The organism is Agrobacterium sp. SORGH_AS 787 (assembly GCF_030819035.1).
In the GTDB taxonomy this organism is placed as follows: domain Bacteria; phylum Pseudomonadota; class Alphaproteobacteria; order Rhizobiales; family Rhizobiaceae; genus Agrobacterium; species Agrobacterium larrymoorei_B.
This window is the reverse complement of the sequence record NZ_JAUTBG010000003.1, coordinates 266468-284599: the sequence shown is the minus strand read 5'-3', so window position 1 is coordinate 284599 and position 18132 is coordinate 266468. Positions and strand designations below refer to the sequence as shown.

General features: G+C 57.8%; 16 protein-coding genes. 5 read left to right on the top strand and 11 right to left on the bottom strand.

Annotated elements, in window-relative coordinates; all coding sequences use genetic code 11:
* Positions 1-85: 85 nt before the first annotated feature.
* From QE435_RS24860 to QE435_RS24830, 7 genes are read right to left on the bottom strand one after another with little or no spacing between them, the layout of a single operon-like run.
* Positions 86-1114: a UDP-glucuronic acid decarboxylase family protein gene (locus QE435_RS24860; protein WP_349043172.1), complete on the bottom strand. Its 1029-nt coding sequence runs from the start codon at positions 1112-1114 to the stop codon at positions 86-88.
* Entirely contained in the window at positions 1111-2241 is a 1131-nt protein-coding gene (locus tag QE435_RS24855) for a glycosyltransferase (protein ID WP_349043171.1), read from the bottom strand. Before QE435_RS24855 ends, QE435_RS24860 begins: the two co-directional genes overlap by 4 nt.
* Complete coding sequence (locus QE435_RS24850; protein WP_349043170.1) at positions 2238-3329, bottom strand: glycosyltransferase; 1092 nt, start codon at positions 3327-3329, stop codon at positions 2238-2240. Before QE435_RS24850 ends, QE435_RS24855 begins: the two co-directional genes overlap by 4 nt.
* Positions 3326-4456, bottom strand: a complete 1131-nt coding sequence (locus QE435_RS24845; protein WP_349043169.1) for a glycosyltransferase — start codon at positions 4454-4456, stop codon at positions 3326-3328. The genes QE435_RS24850 and QE435_RS24845 overlap by 4 nt, the downstream gene beginning before the upstream one ends.
* Before the next feature lie 2 nt (positions 4457-4458).
* Positions 4459-5565, bottom strand: coding sequence for a glycosyltransferase (locus QE435_RS24840; protein WP_349043168.1), 1107 nt, complete (start codon positions 5563-5565; stop codon positions 4459-4461).
* Positions 5562-7613, bottom strand: a complete 2052-nt coding sequence (locus QE435_RS24835; RefSeq protein WP_349043167.1) for an NAD-dependent epimerase/dehydratase family protein — start codon at positions 7611-7613, stop codon at positions 5562-5564. Before QE435_RS24835 ends, QE435_RS24840 begins: the two co-directional genes overlap by 4 nt.
* Positions 7610-8716, bottom strand: a complete 1107-nt coding sequence (locus QE435_RS24830; protein WP_349043166.1) for an NAD-dependent epimerase/dehydratase family protein — start codon at positions 8714-8716, stop codon at positions 7610-7612. The genes QE435_RS24835 and QE435_RS24830 overlap by 4 nt, the downstream gene beginning before the upstream one ends.
* Positions 8717-8910: 194 nt before the next feature.
* On the opposite strand from QE435_RS24830, the gene QE435_RS24825 reads away from it, so the two are divergent.
* Entirely contained in the window at positions 8911-9897 is a 987-nt protein-coding gene (locus QE435_RS24825) for a zinc-binding dehydrogenase (RefSeq protein ID WP_349043165.1), read from the top strand.
* 42 nt (positions 9898-9939) lie between these two features.
* Here QE435_RS24825 and cyoD read toward each other — a convergent pair whose 3' ends face one another.
* From cyoD to cyoA, 4 genes are read right to left on the bottom strand one after another with little or no spacing between them, the layout of a single operon-like run.
* The gene (gene cyoD / locus QE435_RS24820; protein WP_349043164.1) at positions 9940-10299 is read right to left on the bottom strand and encodes a cytochrome o ubiquinol oxidase subunit IV; all 360 of its coding nucleotides are present in this window, start codon (positions 10297-10299) and stop codon (positions 9940-9942) included.
* Positions 10296-10913: a cytochrome o ubiquinol oxidase subunit III gene (gene cyoC, locus QE435_RS24815; protein WP_349043163.1), complete on the bottom strand. Its 618-nt coding sequence runs from the start codon at positions 10911-10913 to the stop codon at positions 10296-10298. Before cyoC ends, cyoD begins: the two co-directional genes overlap by 4 nt.
* The gene (cyoB, locus tag QE435_RS24810) at positions 10910-12916 is read right to left on the bottom strand and encodes a cytochrome o ubiquinol oxidase subunit I (RefSeq protein WP_349043213.1); all 2007 of its coding nucleotides are present in this window, start codon (positions 12914-12916) and stop codon (positions 10910-10912) included. Before cyoB ends, cyoC begins: the two co-directional genes overlap by 4 nt.
* Before the next feature lie 10 nt (positions 12917-12926).
* The gene (gene cyoA / locus QE435_RS24805) at positions 12927-14024 is read right to left on the bottom strand and encodes a ubiquinol oxidase subunit II (protein ID WP_349043162.1); all 1098 of its coding nucleotides are present in this window, start codon (positions 14022-14024) and stop codon (positions 12927-12929) included.
* Between the two features lie 210 nt (positions 14025-14234).
* On the opposite strand from cyoA, the gene QE435_RS24800 reads away from it, so the two are divergent.
* The 4 genes from QE435_RS24800 to QE435_RS24785 all read left to right on the top strand — a co-directional run bounded on the left by QE435_RS24800 (position 14235) and on the right by QE435_RS24785 (position 17931).
* A complete protein-coding gene (locus QE435_RS24800) occupies positions 14235-15602 on the top strand; it encodes an MFS transporter (RefSeq protein WP_349043161.1) in 1368 nt (455 codons plus the stop codon).
* A gap of 1 nt (position 15603) precedes the next feature.
* Positions 15604-15975, top strand: a complete 372-nt coding sequence (gene sdhD / locus QE435_RS24795) for a succinate dehydrogenase, hydrophobic membrane anchor protein (RefSeq protein ID WP_349043160.1) — start codon at positions 15604-15606, stop codon at positions 15973-15975.
* A 56-nt stretch (positions 15976-16031) separates the two neighbouring features.
* Positions 16032-16541, top strand: coding sequence for a ferritin-like domain-containing protein (locus QE435_RS24790; RefSeq protein ID WP_349043159.1), 510 nt, complete (start codon positions 16032-16034; stop codon positions 16539-16541).
* Positions 16542-16812: 271 nt separating this feature from the next.
* Complete coding sequence (locus QE435_RS24785; RefSeq protein WP_349043158.1) at positions 16813-17931, top strand: helix-turn-helix domain-containing protein; 1119 nt, start codon at positions 16813-16815, stop codon at positions 17929-17931.
* The last annotated feature ends 201 nt before the right edge of the window (positions 17932-18132 follow it).

Below are 18132 nucleotides of genomic sequence, written 5' to 3'. Positions count from 1 at the left end.
CTCAGTCGGCCACTACCGAAGGACATTGACCCAGCTTTTTTGCGCTTTCGAACCGCGCCGCGCCATCAAAGGCCGCAAAGTAAAGCTAGAACTGGAGGACAGTGCTTCCTACCTGCGAAGAACCATTTCTAGATCGTGTGGGGAGGTCATTGCGAAGAGCCAAAGCAAACCAGTCCGCAGCCATCCGCAACCCGTCTTCTAGCGGTATAGTAGGTTCCCATTCAAGAAGCGTCTGCGCGCGGACAATATCGGGTCGGCGGCGTTGCGGATCGTCCATGGGCAAAGGCTTGTAGACGAGCTCGGATCGCGAGCGTGTGAGTTCCAGCACCAGATCGGCAAGTTCATTGATGGTGAACTCACTGGGATTGCCTAGATTGACGGGCAGACCAGGGTTTGGCTGAACCTCCATCAAACTGATCAAACCGGTGACGAGATCCTTCACGTAGCAGAAGGAGCGAGTCTGGTTACCGCTGCCGTAGATGGTCAGCGGTTCGCCCTTCAGCGCCTGAACGAGCAGGTTGGAAATAATCCGTCCATCGTCCGGCCGCATGCGGGGGCCATAGGTGTTGAAGATGCGGGCGACGCGCGTATCCACCTTGCCGGAGCGGAACATGTCGAAGCACAAGGCTTCCGCTGCACGCTTGCCTTCGTCGTAGCAGGCGCGCGGACCCGTGCAGTTGACGTTGCCGCGATAATCCTCCCGTTGAGGATGCTCTTCCGGATCTCCATAAATCTCGCTCGTTGAGGCCTGAACGAAAGACGCATGATGCTGAGCGGCGATCGAAAGTAGGTTCGCCGTCCCCTGAACGCATGTCATCATCGTATGGATGGGATCGGCTTGGTAATGCGGAGGCGAGGCCGCGCAGGCGAGGTTGAAGACCTGATCCACAGGCTCATCGATCATCTGGATGTTGCAGATATCCGCCTCGATCATGCGGAAATGCGGGTGGTTTTCGAGCGCGATGATATTCTCAGCCCGGCCAGTCAGGTAACTGTCGACGCAGATGACGCGGTGGCCTTTTGCCAAAAGCGCGTCGCAAAGATGCGAGCCGACAAAGCCCGCGCCACCGGCGACCACAGAGGTTTTTTTGTCTCTGATTGTATGCATCGTCATGAAGATACTCCTCCAACTGAAACTTCAACGGGCGTAGGCATGCGTTCGCGTGAAGCCGCTTTGTGAAATGAGCGGATATATTCGGTGAGCTGGCATGCTCTTGCGCGTCCGGTGTGCGCCTTCATCACGATCCTCGACGCAGCTTCGGCCATGCGGGATCTGTCGGCCAGCGAGCGGTTTTCTAGCATTCCAACAACGTCGTTGCTGTCATCGGCGATCAGGATGGAGTTGCTCGGGAACAAATGCTCCAGCCCGCGCCAGCGGTCGGTGATGATCGGCGTCTTGCAGGAGGCCGCTTCAAACAGGCGCACACTCGGCGACCAACCGGCTTCCACCATGTCTGCGCGCGTGACATTCAGCGTAAAGCGCTGCCTGCTGTAAAAGTCGGCATGCTGTGCGGGCGGTAGGTGTTCGATCCGCTCGACATTCTCCGGCCAGACGATGTCGTCAGGATATTGCGGACCGGCGACGACGAAACGCATGTGCGGCAGTCTGCGCGCCGGCTCCAGTAAAAGCTTCTCCAGCTTCGGTTGACGGTCAGGGCTATAGGTGCCGAGATAGCCGAGATCCCATTCCAGGGGCTTTTCGGTGTTGCGGTAGGCGCTTTCGTCAACCGAGCAATAGAGCGCTTCGGCGCGCTTTGCATTCCAGTTGCGTTCCAGATGAGTGAGGACATCACCACCGGAGAAGGACAGGTACATATCGAAGAGCGGGATTTGTTCGCTCGCGATATATTCCTCATCGCCACGACGAAGTTTTGCCAACGTCACGGGCGTATCGATATCGTAGAAGCAGAGGCAGGACGGCACCATCTGGCGGACGGTTTCGATGACTTGCGTTCCATCCGGTACGTAGGAGCCGATGATGACGGCATCGGCGTTGACGATCGCGTCGTGGAAGGTGCTCTTCAGCTGCGATGGATCATCGTAATAGGCAAGTTTGCAGAAATCCGGCGAGGGCAGGTCCCGATGCGCCGCGTACCAGGGAACATCGCGCTCCAGAAACAGGCTCTTATGTCCAAGCGCATGGAGCCCGCGGAGCAATGCCCGGAAGGTGGTAGCGTGGCCGTTTCCCCAGGACGAGGACAGGGAAAGGCCGATGAAGACGATATTCAGCTGACTGGTCATTCCGCGGCTTCCATCGATCTTGCAAGGCGTGCCTTGAATAACGCATCTGCGGTATGAGCCCGCTGTTCGTAGGTATGGTCGGCGAGCGCTCGGGAGAGAGCACGCTTACCGATGGCGGCGGCCTTTTCCGCCGTCAGGTCATGCACCAGGTCGGCGACATCCTGGCCATCTCGGGCCACCAGAATTTCCTCGCCGGGCTTGAAGAAATAATCGATACCCTCCCAGTGATCGGTGATGAGGCATGCGCCCGCGCCTGTCGCTTCAAAGACGCGGGTAGCAGGCGAGAAGCCGTTCTGCGCCATGCTGTCCCGCGATATGTTGAGGACTGCTCGAGCCGAGACATTGAAGGCATTGTGATCCTTCGTCGGGACATGGCCGATATAGGTGAGGTTCGGGCTGAAGGGCTTGTCATCCCATCCCGCACCACCCAGCATGAAACTGCGTTCCGGCAGCGCATGTGCCGCCTTGAGGAAAAAATCGTCCACGCGTGCTTCGCGGTCTGGAAGTCGATTGCCGAGGAAGAAAAGATCCGTCTTGAACCGTTCTTCCACCGGCACGGGATGGTGGGTGTGGGGATCAAGAGCGTTGTAGATCGGCACGCACTCCTTCGCGCCAAGGGCTTGATAGGCGTCGATCACCGGTTTGCCGCCGCCATAGGTCAAGACCAGGTCGAGTGTCTTGAGAGCATGCCGAAGCGGATGGTCTGGGCTCGCGCGCAGCTCCGCCAACGTGGCCGGAGCATCCACATCCCAAAAAATCTTGAGCGCTTTAGGATGGCTGTTGGCCAGAACCCCGTTCAGCAACAGGTCGTCTTCGAAGCCGACGCCACTTGCCTTGATGACGATATCGGCACTGCCTGCGTCTGCCGCGACCCGCTTCAGGGCTTCGATCGTGCCATCATAGACAACCACCTTGCACCACTCCGGTGGCTCGATGTCGCGCTTTTGCTGTCGGCCATAGACATCCGGCTCGTAAAAGGTGATGTCGTGACCATGTGTAGAAAGCGCTCGAAGCAGACCACGGTAATAGGTCGCAGCGCCGTTCCAGTAGGAAGAAAGAAGGCTTGAGCCGTAAAACGCAATTTTCATAGGGCCATTTCCTCCATCTCGAGTGCCGTTCTGACACGGGCAGTCCCACACGATTTTAGAATGTCGAGCAACTCGTTGACCCTGTGCGCGCAGGTGTGGCGGTCGCGGATTGTTTCGGCACCAGACTTCACCAATTTTGCCGCAAGGACCGGATCGTTCAAAACGGCGCTCAGCGCCTGCTTCATCTCCTCGCCGCTCTTCACCGTCAGGTAGTCCTGTCCTGGACGGAAAAGATTTTCCGCATCGCTCCAGGGCGCGCTGATAAGGGGAATGCCGCAGGCCAGCGCCTCGAAGACGCGGATGGTTGGAATGCCGGGAAGGTGTTCGACGTAGGGCCGACGCGGAATGTGGACCGTCACCTTATGCCGGGAGAAGGCCAGAGGTGCTTCGGCATTGGCGATCCAGCCCCGATAGGTGATGCCTGCCGCCTTCAATTTCTCCAGCGCCTCGACCGGATAGCGCACACCGCAGACATTTGCCTTCAACCCGAGCTCATGCACGGGGTCGATCAGATACTCGTTCAGCTCGGCCGAGCGTTCGTCATCACCCCAATTGCCAACCCAGATCAAGTCGCCTTCGACATGATCGACGGGAAGGGGATGAAAGACCGTCGTATCGGCCGCTTCGTGCCAGGTGAAGACGTTTTTGCCCCAGCCGGCATCGAGATAACGTTGGCGAAGCGTCTCGCCGAAGGCCAGAACAGCATCGTAATCCTGTAGGTGAAGACCGGCTATATCGTGCTCGGACGAGACGGCCCGGTGGTGGGTATCGTGGAAGAGAAGCGTGAAGCGACCACCGTCGCGGCGAGCCCGCCCGATCCGCTCGACAAGCGCAGGATCCGTCCATTCATGCACGACGACCACATCCGCATCCGCAATGGCTTCCTCATGATTGAAGCCCGGGCCGTATGTCTGCGAGGTCAGATCGGGGAAACGGTCGTGAAAGCTCTGGATCGCCTTCTCCCCACCGTCCCTCAAGAGATTTTCCCGGCTCCAGGCATTTTCAGGCTCAAGCGCCACAGCGGTATTCCCGGCCTTCATCAGCTGGCGCATGACGCCACGCAAGAAGTGGGCGTTTCCGTGGTTCCAGTCCGAAACCAGAGAGTGCGTGTAGAATATAAATTTCATGGTTACCCCGCCGTCACTTGCGCGCGGCTCATCGCCCGCCGATAAAGCGCAATCATTTCACTTGCCTGATGCCCCTCGCTGAATTCCAATGATCGCTGATGCGCGCGCTGCGCCAACTCGTCCCGAAGCGCCGGATCGGAGATCAGTCCCTCGATCTTCGCGAGCATGTCTTGCGGATCATGAGGATCGCCAAAGAGTGCGGCGCCTTCCCAAAGTTCGCGGTAGGTCGGAATGTCGGCGAGGAGGAGTGCACAGCCACAACGCGCCGCCTCCAGCGCGGCAAGCCCAAAGGGCTCGTAGCGCGATGGCGAGACGAAGATCGCAGCCCGGTGCATGAGGTTGACGATCTGCTCATGGCCAAGCTGGCCAAGTCGTACACCTTCGGAGAGACCAGTCTGTTCGCCACGCGGACCTTCATCGGCGCCAGCAAACAAAAACGGCCAGCGCAGATTGCCAGCGGCAAGTTCCAGCACGCGCCCGTTCTTCCCTTCATCCCACCAGCGTCCCGCAGAAAGAATGAAGTTCTCCTTCTCGCCAGCATGGTTTTGCAGAGCGCTGGCGTTATGGACGACCGATACGGGCGCGATGCCGGGGTAGGTACTTTTCAGAAGCTCGGCATGGCTCTGGCTGGGCGCGACGATGATGTCGGCACGACGCAGACCCGCGTGATTCATGTCTCGATGCCAGGCATATTCCGGGGACATGTCGCCTTCGCGCATCACTGCAAACCACGTGGTGACGCAGGAATGAGACATGACGACCACCGGTACATGCGTTTCCAAAGCCGCCGCCTGGGAAGGAAGGTTGAGATGCAGAAGGTCTATGGCTTCGTGCGCAATCAGGTCTTTCAGGAAGGCTGGAATCACTTGGAGTTCGCGCGGACTGCTGGCGGTCCAATCGAGCGGCGCGTCAAGCCAGATGAGCTTGCCGATGGCCCGCGCCTCTTGCTTCTGTCCTTCATTCGGCGCCGGGCCGAACCCGGCAAACGCCACGACCATACCGGCACGTGTCAGGTTTCGCGCAAGATCGAGCGTGAAGCGCCAGACGCCGCCGACGGCATCGAGCGTCAGCAATACGCGCATTCCGGCGATGTCGCGGGTCGCCATCATGCAAGCATTCTCCGTGCCGCTGTCGCAGGAGGCAGCGACATGCCGTTGAAACGTTCTGCAAGCAGCCATTCCGCCAGATGCCGCAGGCCATCTCTCCAGTGAACGGCTGGCTGCCAGCCAGCCTGTTGCGCCAGCTTGCGCGCGTCCGTGACGAAATAACGCTGGTCTCCCTCGCGCCAATCGTGGAAGCCGAGGTCGAGCGGGCATCCGAGCAACGTTTCGATTTCCTGCAGACACTGCAGAATGCTGACTGCATTGCTTGGTCCACCGCCCAAATTGAACGCTTTGCCACTGAAGGCGCCGATGTTGGCGAGCACCGCACGATAGGCGGCCACGGCGTCATCGACATGCAGAATGTCTCGAACCTGCTTGCCATCGCCATAGACGGAGATCGTCTCGCCCTGAATGGCGCGGATGAGGAAATGCGCCACCCAGCCCTGATCCTCGGTGCCGAACTGGCGCGGCCCGTAAATGCAGCTCATGCGCAAGACGGCGGAGGGTATGGCGAAGGATTTGGCGTAATCGAGTACATATTGATCGGCGACGCCCTTGGAACAGCCGTAGGGGGTGCAGAAGTCCAGCGGCTGGCGCTCGGAAATGCCGTTCTGACGGATGCTCTCGTCCGCCGGCGCGTAGTGATCGCCGGCTTCAATGAAGTCGATATCCTCTAGCGACCCATAGACTTTGTTGGTGCTGGCGAAAATGACCGGCGCCTTTTTGCCAGCCTTGCGCACTGCTTCGAGGATATTGATGGTGCCGCGTGCGTTCGTCTCGAAATCATCGAGTGGGTGCACGAGGCTGGTGGTGACTGCGGTCTGCGCCGCCAGATGAAACACCGCACCGGCATCGCGAAAAACCGGTTCGAGACCGTGAAAATCCCGCACGTCCCCAAGGACAGGATGAACGCGCGGCCCGTGCCGTTCGGTCAGCCAGGACATGTTCTGATCGACGCCTGGACGGCTGAGATTGTCCAGAACGATGACATCCTTGCCGTCACGCAGGAAGGAGTCAGCAAGATTGCAGCCGATGAAGCCGCTGCCGCCGGTGATGACGACCGGTGTCGTGGATGTGGGCACATGGGGTGAGGTCAGCTTGTCGACCTCAAGAAGCCGATCGATCCCGCCTTCCGTCAGAAGCCGCGCCAAGAGTTTTGGCTGATCGTCATGGGTGACAGCGCCGAGATGGTAGTGACGCGGATCGAACCAAAGGCCTTCCTGCACTGCCACATCCGGTGCCACATCCTGCCAGGAATACCAGTACATCCGGTCAGCATTGACGTTGAGGGCTTTGAGAAAGCGCTTCGCCTGTTCCACTTCATCCTTGCGCCATGTGGAGTAACCGGTTTCGGTGATCCAGATTTCGGCGGACGGATTGTAGCGATCGACGATCTTGCGCATTTCGCCAAGATGCATGTCCCAGCCGCCCCAGGTGGCTTCCTCGCTGTCCCAAGTTCCAGGAAAGCCGTGAAAGCCAACGGCGTCCACTACGTTGAGCACTCCGCGCTCGCCCATCAGGTTTAGCCAGTAGGGATCAAATGGGCAGGGGCCGCCGAGCACAGCCTTCAGGCCGCGTTGCTGTACCCAATAGGCCGCCGCACCAACCATCTCGCAGAAGAGGTTGAACTCCTTGTCGACCCGCCAATCCCAATCGAGAAGATTATTGGGTTCGTTCCAAAGCTCGATGTGGGTAAAATATTTGCCGTAGCGGGTGATGATGTGGTCAATAAAGTCTGCATATGACTTCAAATCGTGCGGCGCGCCGGACGACTTGCCAGTACGGGACATGGACGGCGGCGTGTAAACAATGCAGGGCAGAAGATCGATACGGCTGCCGACGAAGGGAATAAGCCAGTCGAACCATTCCTGTCCGCCCGGAGCAAGATATTCGGCCCAGGACAGATGCGTCCTTAAATAGGATGCACCGCTTTTCTCGATAGCGGCCATCGCGCGCTCGACACGCTCATACTCGCCAGGACGAAACCATTCGACGAAGCCGAAAGACTTTGCATCATCGTCTAGAAAAGGTGGGGCGGAGGAGAGCACTGTCATGAAACAAGGCCTCTCTCAAGCAATTCCTTCTGCATCTGTGGCCCGCGGTCGGGTGCAACCTGGGAGGTGACCCAGTCGACGAAAGGCCCAAGCGAATTCTCCAGACGATGCTGCGGCTCGAAGCCCAGCAGTTCGCGCGCCTTAGTGATATCGGCGAAGCAGTGGCGAATATCGCCGGAGCGGGCCTTGTTGAGGATTTCCGGCTGAAGATGCGGCAGGCCCATGGCGTCCGCGAGAAGGCCTGCGACCTGCGCGATCGTATAGGCGTTGCCGCTGCCGATATTGAAGACGTGACCCGCAGCGCGAGGTTTCTCCAGAGCCAGACGGAAGGCGCGAGCAACATCTTTCACATGTACGAAATCGCGCTTTTGCTGGCCATCTTCGAAGATGGTCGGGCTCTGACCATTCATCAGGCGCGAGGCGAAATTAGCAAGGACGCCAGTGTAGGGGTTGGACAGCGCCTGTCCGGCACCGAAGACATTGAACAGACGAAGCGCCACAGCATCCACGCCATAGGCATCGCCGTAAAGGAGAACCTGCCGCTCCTGAACGTATTTGGTAAGAGCATAGATGGAGGCGAGTTCGACCGGCTTCTGCTCGTCGGTCGCAAGCGGCGTCAGCCAATCTCCATCCGGCGAAAGCGGCTCCCATTGCTTGGATTTCATTTCCGCAGGCTTGCGACGGATGGTGTCGAAGCGGCGGCCAGCATTATCGGCATAGAGGCCTTCGCCATAGACGCTCATGGAGGACGCGACGACAATCTTCTTGATGTCCTTCCCGAGCATGGCCTCCAAAAGAACGGCGGTGCCGAGATCGTTGGCGCCGACATAGCGGGCAATCTCATACATGGACTGGCCAACGCCTACTTCGGCTGCAAGGTGGATGATCCCATCGATGCCGTCGATGGCGCGCAGAACGGCCGCTTTGTCGCGCACGTCGGCATAGATGACGTCGGAGACGCCCTCCTGTTTTTCAGGCGCATCACCATGCACCTGCTCCACCAGAGCGTCCATGACGCGAACAGCGTATCCATGTTCGAGAAGTTCAGAGGTAACGTAACGTCCGATAAATCCACTGCCGCCGGTCACGAGAACGGTTTTCATTAAACCCTCAATACAAATGTTTCGCTTTGACTGGCGCCCCGAACAAGAGCAACCTCCGATGGTTCCTTCTTCAGAGACATCTTTTTCATTTATGACTTCATCTACTCCTTCTTCCGGAACCGGTCGGACGGACCACGGTTCGGCGCACATCAGGCAGAGGGCTATTCCGTCGCTGCCAGCGAATGGAGAACAGGATGAACATGATGACGAGTGTGGAAAGCGCAACGATGAAGGCCGCTGTTGTGACTGGCCCCGGCACGGTAGAGGTGCAGGAGCTGCCGCTACCCACACCCTCTGACAAACAAGTTCGCATTCGTCTCGAGGGGTGCGGGGTCTGCGCCTCCAACCTCGGCCCCTGGGCAGGTCCGGAGTGGATGACCTTTCCGACCGAGGCGGGCGGTCTGGGACACGAGGGCTGGGGTATCATCGATGCGGTGGGCGAAAACGTCACTGCCTTCAAGGTCGGCGACCGCGTTGCATCTTTGACGTCACATGCCTATGCGACACACGATATCGCCGAGGAAAACATGCTCGTGCGATTGCCTCCGGAACTGGAGGGCCTGCCGTTTCCTGGAGAGCCGCTCGGCTGCGCCATGAACATTTTCAATCGATCCGACATCAGAGCGGGACAGACTGTCGCCATCATCGGCGCTGGCTTTCTCGGAAGCCTGCTAACGCAACTTGCCACGCGTAGGGGCGCACGCGTCATCGCTATCTCCCGTCGACCCTATGCGCTTGAAGCGGCGAAAAAGGCAGGCGCGGCCGTGACGATCGCCATGGACGATCACTGGAAGATCATCGACGAGGTGAAAGCGCTGACAGATGGGGCCCTCTGCGAACGCGTCATAGAAGCCGTGGGCAAGCAATGGCCGCTCGATTTGGCGGCAGATCTCACCGGCGAACGCGGCCGCCTCATCATTGCCGGCTATCATCAGGATGGCCCGCGGCAGGTCAATATGCAGGCCTGGAACTGGAAGGGCATCGATGTCATCAACGCGCATGAGCGCGATCCCGCCGTCTATATCGAAGGCATACACCAAGCGGTCGCTGCCGTGCAGCGGGGAGATATGAACCCCTTCCAACTGTTTACCCACAGCTATCCGCTTTCTGAACTGGCGAAAGCTTTGAATGAAACACGGGATCGGCCAGACGGCTTCATGAAAGCTCTCATTCGCTTCTAATCAGGTCTCTTGCGGATAGATGTTGCGCCCCTGAGTGTGGCTTCAAGGGATGTTCCTGGCCGCTTTGGGGTCGATCGGCATCATGTTGGTGTTGAGGTGGTACATGATCCACAACGAGCCGGAGACGGCGATCAAAAGCACGACGATGGTGAAGAGCAGCGACAGCATGATCCAGCCACGTTCTGCGCGGGCATCCATGTGCAGGAAATAGACCATATGGACCAGGATCTGCGCAACGGCGAAGAGGATGAGGACGGTTGCCGTCAGCGTCCGGCTTTGCAGGACATCGGCCATGACCAGCCAGAAGGGAATTGCCGTCAGGATAATCGAGAGGATGAAACCCTTGTGGTAGTCACGCCGGCTTCCATGCGGTGCGTGCGAAACCTCGTGTTCGGTACTCATGCTGTCACTCCCAAAAGATAGACGAAGGTGAAGACACCGATCCAGATGATGTCGAGAAAATGCCAGAACAGCGAAAGACAGCTGAGACGGCGCAGATTGGCCTCCTGCATTCCTTTTTGCTTGATCTGTGCGATGAGGACCGCGATCCAGATGATGCCAAAAGACACGTGCAGGCCATGCGTGCCGACAAGTGCGAAGAAGGACGACAGGTAGCCGCTGCGCGTCGGCCCGGCACCTTCGGCGATCAGTTCGGCAAATTCGTAAAGTTCAATGGACAGAAAGCAGGCACCGAGAAGACCCGTGATCGCCAGAAAGCGGATGGCACTTTTGACGTTCTCTTCCTGGGCGGCCAGCATGGCGTAGCCGAAGGTCAGTGAGGAGGTCAGAAGGATCGCGGTATTGACTGCCACCAGCGGTAGACTGAAGAGTTCTGCCGGTGGCTCGCCACCGGCGAAGTTCTGGCTCAGCACCGCATGGGTGGCGAAAAGCACCGCGAATATCAGCGCATCACTCATCAGATAGATCCAGAAACCCAGATAGGTTCCGTTTTCCGGATGGTGCTCTTCTTCCGCGTGATAGAGACGTTCGGGCGGGGCCGTGTTGTGATCGCTCATGAAGGCCTCCGTGTCGACACTCGACGGATCGCGGTTTCCACTGCCGCAACATCTTCGCTCGGGATCCAGTAATCGCGGTCATAATTGAAGGTATGGGCGATCGAAACGCCGAGAATTCCGATGAAGGCGAGGCCCGCAAGCCACCAGATGTACCAGACCATGGCAAAGCCGAAGATGACGCTCAGCACGCTGATATAGATGCCGGTCGCGGTGTTTTTCGGCATGTGGATGGGCCGGAAGCCAGAGGTCGGGAAACTGCCGCCCTCTCGTTTCATGTCATACCAACTGTCGAGTTCATGGACGACTGGGGTAAAAGCGAAATTATAGTGCGGTGGGGGCGAGGCGGTCGCCCATTCCAGAGTTCTACCGTTCCAGGGATCGCCGTTCGTGTCGCGCAATTCCTCGCGGCGAATAAAGCTGACGACGATCTGGATGATGAAGGCCAGAATACCACAGGCGATGATGGCAGCTCCGACGGCCGCGATAACGAACCATATATGGAGCGACGGGTCTTCTATGAACGCAAGGCGCCGCGTTACACCCATCAGCCCGAGCACATAGAGCGGCATGAAGGCGACGTAGAAGCCGACGAGCCAGCACCAGAAGGAAATCTTCCCCCAGAAAGGATCGAGCTTGAAGCCGAAGGCCTTGGGAAACCAGTAGACGGTGCCAGCGAGCAAGCCGAACACCACGCCGCCAATGATGACGTTGTGGAAGTGAGCAACCAGGAAGAGCGAGTTGTGCAGCACGAAATCTGCAGGCGGTATGGCGAGCATCACGCCGGTCATGCCGCCGATCACGAAAGTGACCATGAAGCCGACCGTCCACATCATCGGCAGCTCAAAGCGAATGCGGCCCTGATACATGGTGAAGAGCCAGTTGAAGATCTTCGCACCCGTGGGGATCGAGATGATCATGGTCGTGATGCCGAAAAAGGCGTTGACACTCGCACCCGACCCCATGGTGAAGAAGTGGTGCAGCCAGACGAGATAGGACAGGATGGTGATGACCACGGTGGCATAGACCATCGAAGCGTAGCCGAAGAGCCGCTTTCCGGAGAAAGTGGAGACCACTTCCGAGAAGATGCCGAAGGCGGGCAGGATAAGGATGTAGACCTCCGGGTGGCCCCAGATCCAGATGAGGTTGACGTACATCATCGGATTGCCACCGAGGTCGTTCGTGAAGAAATGGGTGCCGACGTAACGGTCAAGTGTCAACAGAGCCAGCGTGGCTGTTAAAACCGGGAAGGTGGCGACGATCAGAATGTTGGTGCAGAGCGAGGTCCAGGTGAAGATCGGCATCTTCATCATCGACATGCCGGGTGCGCGCATCTTGACGATGGTGGTCAAGAGGTTGATGCCGGACAAGGTCGTGCCGACCCCTGCGATCTGCAGCGCCCAGAGATAATAGTCCACGCCGACCCCCGGACTGTAATCGATACCGGAGAGTGGCGGGTATGCAAGCCAGCCGGTGCGTGCAAATTCGCCGACAAAGAGCGAGCACATGATGAGTGCGGCACCTGCCACCGTCATCCAGAAGGACAGGTTGTTGAGGAAAGGAAAGGCGACGTCGCGTGCGCCGATCTGCAACGGGACGATGAAATTCATCAGTCCGGTAATGAAGGGCATGGCCATGAAGAAGATCATGATCACGCCGTGCGCGGTAAAGACCTGATCGAAATGGTGGGGCGGGAGATAACCTTCCGAACCACCGACGGCAATCGCCTGTTGGGTGCGCATCATCACCGCATCGGCAAAGCCGCGTAGCAACATGACGAGCGCCAGCACCACATACATGATGCCGATCTTCTTGTGATCGATGCTGGTGAACCAGTCTCTCCAGAGGAAACCCCAAAGCCGGAAATAACTGATGAGCCCAATCAGCGCCAAGCCGCCGACTGCGACGCCGATGAATGTCATCACCAGGATCGGCTCATGAAGCGGGAAAGCGTCGAGGCCAAGTCGCCCGAAAATCATGCGTAATAGGTCGGAGTCCATCGCAATTGCCTTCCGGTCAATGAGTAGAATGCGGGTTTGTGGTAGTAGGCTCGGAGCTCTGCGGCGTTGGCGCGGGATGCTCCGTCGGCTCGATCTCTTGGTGGCTGTGAGCAGGATTGCCGGTCTCCGGGAATGTGGCGCCAGGGCGTCCCGAGGTGGTATGTCGATTGTCGTATTCGAGGCGCGTGCGGTCGATCGGTTCCGCCTGCTTTCCATGCGTCCCGCTATGCATGACCTCATTCATACAAACCTTGCCCGGTGCGACGCAGAGATTGACGATTGCCTGATAAAGCCCCTGGTCGGTTGAGCCGTAATAGCGGATCGGCTCGTCGGTGCTGGGTCGTTCAAGGCTCAGGTAGGTCTCGCGGGAAAGGGATGTGCCTTGCGCTTTTACCCTCTCCACCCATTGGTCGAACGCCGCCTGCTGCATGCCATGAAACTGGAAGCGCATGCGGGAAAATCCGTCGCCACTGTAGTTGGCGGAAAACCCGTCATATTGCCCTTCGCGATTGATCACTGCGTGAAGACGGGTTTCCATGCCAGGCATGGTGTAGATCATCCCCGCAAGTGCCGGCACGTAGAAGGTGTTCATCACCGAGGATGCTGTGAGCTTGAAGCTGATCGGGACATCGACCGGTGCCGCCAACTCGTTGACCGTGGCAATCCCCAGCTCCGGGTAGAAGAACAGCCACTTCCAATCGAGCGCTACGACTTCGACCGTCAAGGTCTTCTGGTTCTCAGGGATGGGGCGTGATGCATCGAGACGGGAGAGCGGCCTGTAGGGATCGAGCTGGTGGGTACTCGCCCAGGTGACAGCCCCAAGCGCAATGATGATCGCGAGCGGCGCAGACCAGATGAGGACTTCCAGGCGCGTGGAGTGATGCCAGTCTGGCCGGTAAGTGGCTTCGGTGTTTGTGTATCGGTATTTCCAGGCGAAGTAGAGCGTCAGGAAGATCACCGGCACGATGATCAGCAGCATCAAGGCCACCGATACGATGATGAGGTCCCGCTGCTGCGTGGCGATGTCGCCCGATGGCCGCATGACGACCATGTTGCAGCCCGTCAGCAGGCAGGTCGCGCCCGCCAGAGCAATGAAGTTTTTAACGTAGGTCATGGCTCCCCGCCTGTTGCCGCCCGCCCATGCCGAGTGGGTAATGCGGAGTGGCAAGAGGCCCACCACACCGCTCTGATCGCCGCCCGAACCTCAAGCTTGGCAATGGGTTCCCGAAGATCGAATGCAGGAACAAGCCGCGTACAAAGAGGTTAGGCACGCGTTTCAAGACGATGCAGGCGAGTTCTCGCCGACATGATTAGGGGCTAATCAATGCAGAATGTGGGCAGTCATCCGTCATCCCAGCCCAACACATCGGGCATGGAAAGCGATGCGCGAAAGATTCACGACGACAAGGCAGTTTCGCCGGATAATATCGCCATCGGCGTCATCATCGGCAGAATGGCGGAATTCTTCGACTTCTTTGTCTATGGGATAGCATCGATTCTGGTCTTTCCAAGCCTCGTCTTATCTTTTGAACCAGATCCGGTTCGGGCGCAGATGTACTCCTTCCTGGTCTTCGCCGTCGCCTTCTTGGCGCGACCGATAGGCTCCTTCGTTTTCATGGGGGTGGACCGGGTGTATGGGCGAGGGGTCAAGCTCACGATCGCCCTCTTTCTGCTTGGAGGATCGACCGTATCGATGGCATTTCTGCCATCCTACGCGCAGGCGGGCGCCATCTCGCTATGGCTTCTGATTGCCTTTCGCTTACTTCAAGGGTTCGCCTGGGGCGGCGCATGGGATGGTCTGGCGTCGTTGCTGGCGCTCAATGCACCGGAAGACCGGCGCGGGCGCTACGCCATGGTGCCGCAGCTGGGAGCCACCCTCGGTTTTGCGCTGGCGAGCGTCCTGTTCGGCTATTTCTACACGATCCTTCCGGAAGAGGATTTCCTCTCCTGGGGTTGGCGCTACCCGTTCTTCGTTGCTTTTGCCATCAATGTCGTCGCTCTCTTCGCCCGCCTTCGCCTTGTCGCAACGCGCGAATTTGGCGAATTGCTGGAGAAGAACGAGCTTTATGCCCAAGCCATGCCGGAGCTCTTCAAACATCATTTGCGCGATGTATTGATCGGCGCATTCGTACCGCTGGCAAGCTTCGCTCTCTTCCATCTCGTCACTATCTTCCCGCTTGCCTGGATTAGCCTCGTGCGGCGAGACCAGATCGGCGAGATGCTGGCGATGCAGGTGGTCGGGGCAGCGGTGGGGACGATTGCGATCGTCTTGTCGGGCTATGCGGCCGACCGATGGGGCCGCAGGCAACATCTCCTGTGGAGCGCTGTTCTGGTTGCTCTGTTCAGCTTCTCGGCCACGCTGCTGATCGATGTAGGCCGAACGGGTCAGTACGCCTTTCTGCTGGTCGGGTTTGCGCTGATGGGCTTTTCTTTCGGCCAGGCGTCCGGCTCCATCGCCAATGTCTTCACCACCCGGTTTCGCTATTCGGGGTCCGCGGTCACATCCGATGTCGCCTGGTTGATCGGGGCAGGCTTTGCGCCAGCAGTCGCGCTCTTCCTCGCTACCAGATTCGGCATCGCCTATATCGGCATCTACCTGCTCTCCGGTGCGGTTTGCAGCTTCATCGCTCTCTTCATCGCCGGGAAGGTTCAGCCCATTCCGGACGAGCCCGTTCGCCAAGGGGAGGTCTGAAATGACAACGCACCTCAAGCGTGTCCAAGGCCTTGGCTCCGCCAAGGGCGGCACGGTGAACTATGCCTTGAAGCAGGTCACAGGTTTCGCCGCAGCACTAGTCACACCCTACATGATCTTTCTGGGTATCTGGTTGTTCGGAAAACCGAGACCCGTGGTGCTTGAGGCTTTTACTCAGTGGTGGGTTGCAGCGCCGACCCTGATCTTCATCTTTCTTTCAGTCTGGCATATGCGGATCGGCATGCACGCCATCATCGATGACTATGTGCATGGTCATTTTCTCAAACTCGTGTTGGTCTGCTTGAACTGGATGTTTGCCTGGGGGGTTGGATTGCTGTGCGGCCTCGCCGTCATCCGCATGTTCTTGGCGTGATCAGCGGAACATCACATCCCTCCTCCGGTTAGGCAAGCCTCATAGGAGGACGTTTAATGACCACAGACATACGCGACATTTTCGTAACGGGCCTGCGTAACGCTCACGCGATGGAAAATCAGGCCTTATCCATCATAAAGCCGCAAATACAGCGAATTGAAAACTATCCCGAAGTTCGGGAGCGTCTGGAAATGCATCTTCATGAAACAGAACGGCAAATTTCACGGCTCGATGAAATTCTGGCTGGCCTTTCCGAGAACGCGTCGTCGCTGAAAGACACGGCTATGTCGTTCACAGGAGCGATCGCCAGTTTGGGTCATGCTGTTGCTGGCGACGAGATAGTGAAGAACAGCCTCGCGAATTTTGCGTTCGAGCACTACGAAATTGCTGCTTACAAATCGCTTCTAGCGATAGCCGACCACGGCGGCTTCACGGCGGCTCGCTCGCGGCTCGATGACAATCTTGAAGAAGAGATCCAGATGGCAGTCTGGCTCGAATCAAATCTGCAAAAGATAACGCTGGAATTTGTAGCGTTGCGAGAAAGAGGTGGAGCGGCAAAGGTCTGATCCGCTCCTAATGTTCTTGCCAACGGTTGCTTGGATAAGGCGTAATCTCAAATTCGTTCGAAGTTTCTAAGTAGACAATGCAGCCGCGGCTAACCCAACGGAGGCTTTCACTGACCGTCGCTCTGTCCGGTTCGATACGAGATTGATTGGGCCGTTTGGACTCTTGGAGAGCACCTTTCCTGGCTGTATCCTGATACCAGACTTAGACGGCCCTACTGTTCGATGGGCTATGTCTAGTGCCAATGGATGAGCTTTCAAGAAAGGATGTGAGATGGAGCCGCATCAACTCCTGACCGGCAAGCGCATCCTTGTCGTCGAGGACGATTGCCTAATCGCCCAGCAACTGGCCTCGGCTCTCTCATCGGCTGGAGTCCTCATTGAAGGGCCTGTTTCGGATGTGGAAAGCGCACTTGAGCGCATTCCGTCCGCTCCAGATCTTGCCGGAGCAATTCTCGATATCAAACTCGGCAAGGAACTCGTCTTTCCGGTAGCGGATGAACTCGAGCGGATTGCTGTCCCCTTCGTGTTTGCCACAGGGTTCGAACCAGAAATCATACCCGCACGTCATTCAGATAAGATCGTGCTGAGAAAGCCCGTGGAAAAACAGTCTGCAATCTTGGCGCTTTCGCAAGCGCTCTTTACCGAGCCCGTTAAGCAAGCATACGCCCGCAACAATCATCTCCTCGCGAGGCTGTCGGATGAAGACCTGGCTACCGTTCTTCCGATGCTTCGTTCGATCAACCTCGCACGAGGAGCCGTGATGGAGTTACAACACCAAAGCGTTACGCGCGTATACTTTCCCATCGATTGTGTCGCATCGATGATTGTGGTCGGTCGTGACGGAAGCCGCATCGAAACGGGTATCATTGGCAGAGAAGGCGTGACCGGCTTGGGGCTTCTCGAAGGTGATGACAAGACACCTTACGAGTTAATTACCCAGATCGAAGGTTCTGCGCTGGCAATGGCAACCGACGATTTCCTGTCCAAGTTAAACGGGGTACCCGACTTGCGCGTGCTCACCGCTCGTTTCTCAAGGTCGCTCGGAGTGCAGGTCAGCCATACGGCTCTCGCAAATGGGCGTTTTGGGCTGCAACAGCGGCTTGCTCGATGGCTGGCGATGGTACATGACAGGGTGCCCGGAGGAACGGTCAGGCTCACCCACGAATATCTCTCCATGATGTTGGGAGTTAGACGGTCGTCGGTAACAGACACGCTTCATATACTTGAAGGTGAACGACTAATAAGATCCAACCGAGGTTGCATCGAGATCCGTGACAAACGGGGGTTGATCGCAGCCGCTGGTGAAGCCTATGGCGCACCCGAAGCCGAGTATCAACGGTTGATGGCATTACCCTTCGTCGCTCATGCAACTCAACCGGTTGGAAACTGAGATTTGTGTATTTCGTTTTACCTTCCCCTGCTCTTGCCTTAGTTGGAGCTGTGCTTGGGAGTTTCTTCTTTTAAATCTTATTCCCGGCTTCGACGATATCGGGCAGGACGATCGGCTTTTGAGCACTGGAATATCGGCGAGTTGATTAGGGATCACATCCAGATCGTAGCCGGTCAAGAAAACGAATGGTATGCCTCGCTC

What these genes read in the sequence shown, in the direction of transcription:
- QE435_RS24860 (WP_349043172.1), bottom strand. Translation starts at nt 1,114, where the DNA reads ATGACGATGCATACAATCAGAGACAAAAAAACCTCTGTGGTCGCCGGT.
- QE435_RS24855 (WP_349043171.1), bottom strand. Translation starts at nt 2,241, where the DNA reads ATGACCAGTCAGCTGAATATCGTCTTCATCGGCCTTTCCCTGTCCTCG.
- QE435_RS24850 (WP_349043170.1), bottom strand. Translation starts at nt 3,329, where the DNA reads ATGAAAATTGCGTTTTACGGCTCAAGCCTTCTTTCTTCCTACTGGAAC.
- QE435_RS24845 (WP_349043169.1), bottom strand. Translation starts at nt 4,456, where the DNA reads ATGAAATTTATATTCTACACGCACTCTCTGGTTTCGGACTGGAACCAC.
- QE435_RS24840 (WP_349043168.1), bottom strand. Translation starts at nt 5,565, where the DNA reads ATGATGGCGACCCGCGACATCGCCGGAATGCGCGTATTGCTGACGCTC.
- QE435_RS24835 (WP_349043167.1), bottom strand. Translation starts at nt 7,613, where the DNA reads ATGACAGTGCTCTCCTCCGCCCCACCTTTTCTAGACGATGATGCAAAG.
- QE435_RS24830 (WP_349043166.1), bottom strand. Translation starts at nt 8,716, where the DNA reads ATGAAAACCGTTCTCGTGACCGGCGGCAGTGGATTTATCGGACGTTAC.
- QE435_RS24825 (WP_349043165.1), top strand. Translation starts at nt 8,911, where the DNA reads ATGAACATGATGACGAGTGTGGAAAGCGCAACGATGAAGGCCGCTGTT.
- cyoD (WP_349043164.1), bottom strand. Translation starts at nt 10,299, where the DNA reads ATGAGTACCGAACACGAGGTTTCGCACGCACCGCATGGAAGCCGGCGT.
- cyoC (WP_349043163.1), bottom strand. Translation starts at nt 10,913, where the DNA reads ATGAGCGATCACAACACGGCCCCGCCCGAACGTCTCTATCACGCGGAA.
- cyoA (WP_349043162.1), bottom strand. Translation starts at nt 14,024, where the DNA reads ATGACCTACGTTAAAAACTTCATTGCTCTGGCGGGCGCGACCTGCCTG.
- QE435_RS24800 (WP_349043161.1), top strand. Translation starts at nt 14,235, where the DNA reads ATGCAGAATGTGGGCAGTCATCCGTCATCCCAGCCCAACACATCGGGC.
- sdhD (WP_349043160.1), top strand. Translation starts at nt 15,604, where the DNA reads ATGACAACGCACCTCAAGCGTGTCCAAGGCCTTGGCTCCGCCAAGGGC.
- QE435_RS24790 (WP_349043159.1), top strand. Translation starts at nt 16,032, where the DNA reads ATGACCACAGACATACGCGACATTTTCGTAACGGGCCTGCGTAACGCT.
- QE435_RS24785 (WP_349043158.1), top strand. Translation starts at nt 16,813, where the DNA reads ATGGAGCCGCATCAACTCCTGACCGGCAAGCGCATCCTTGTCGTCGAG.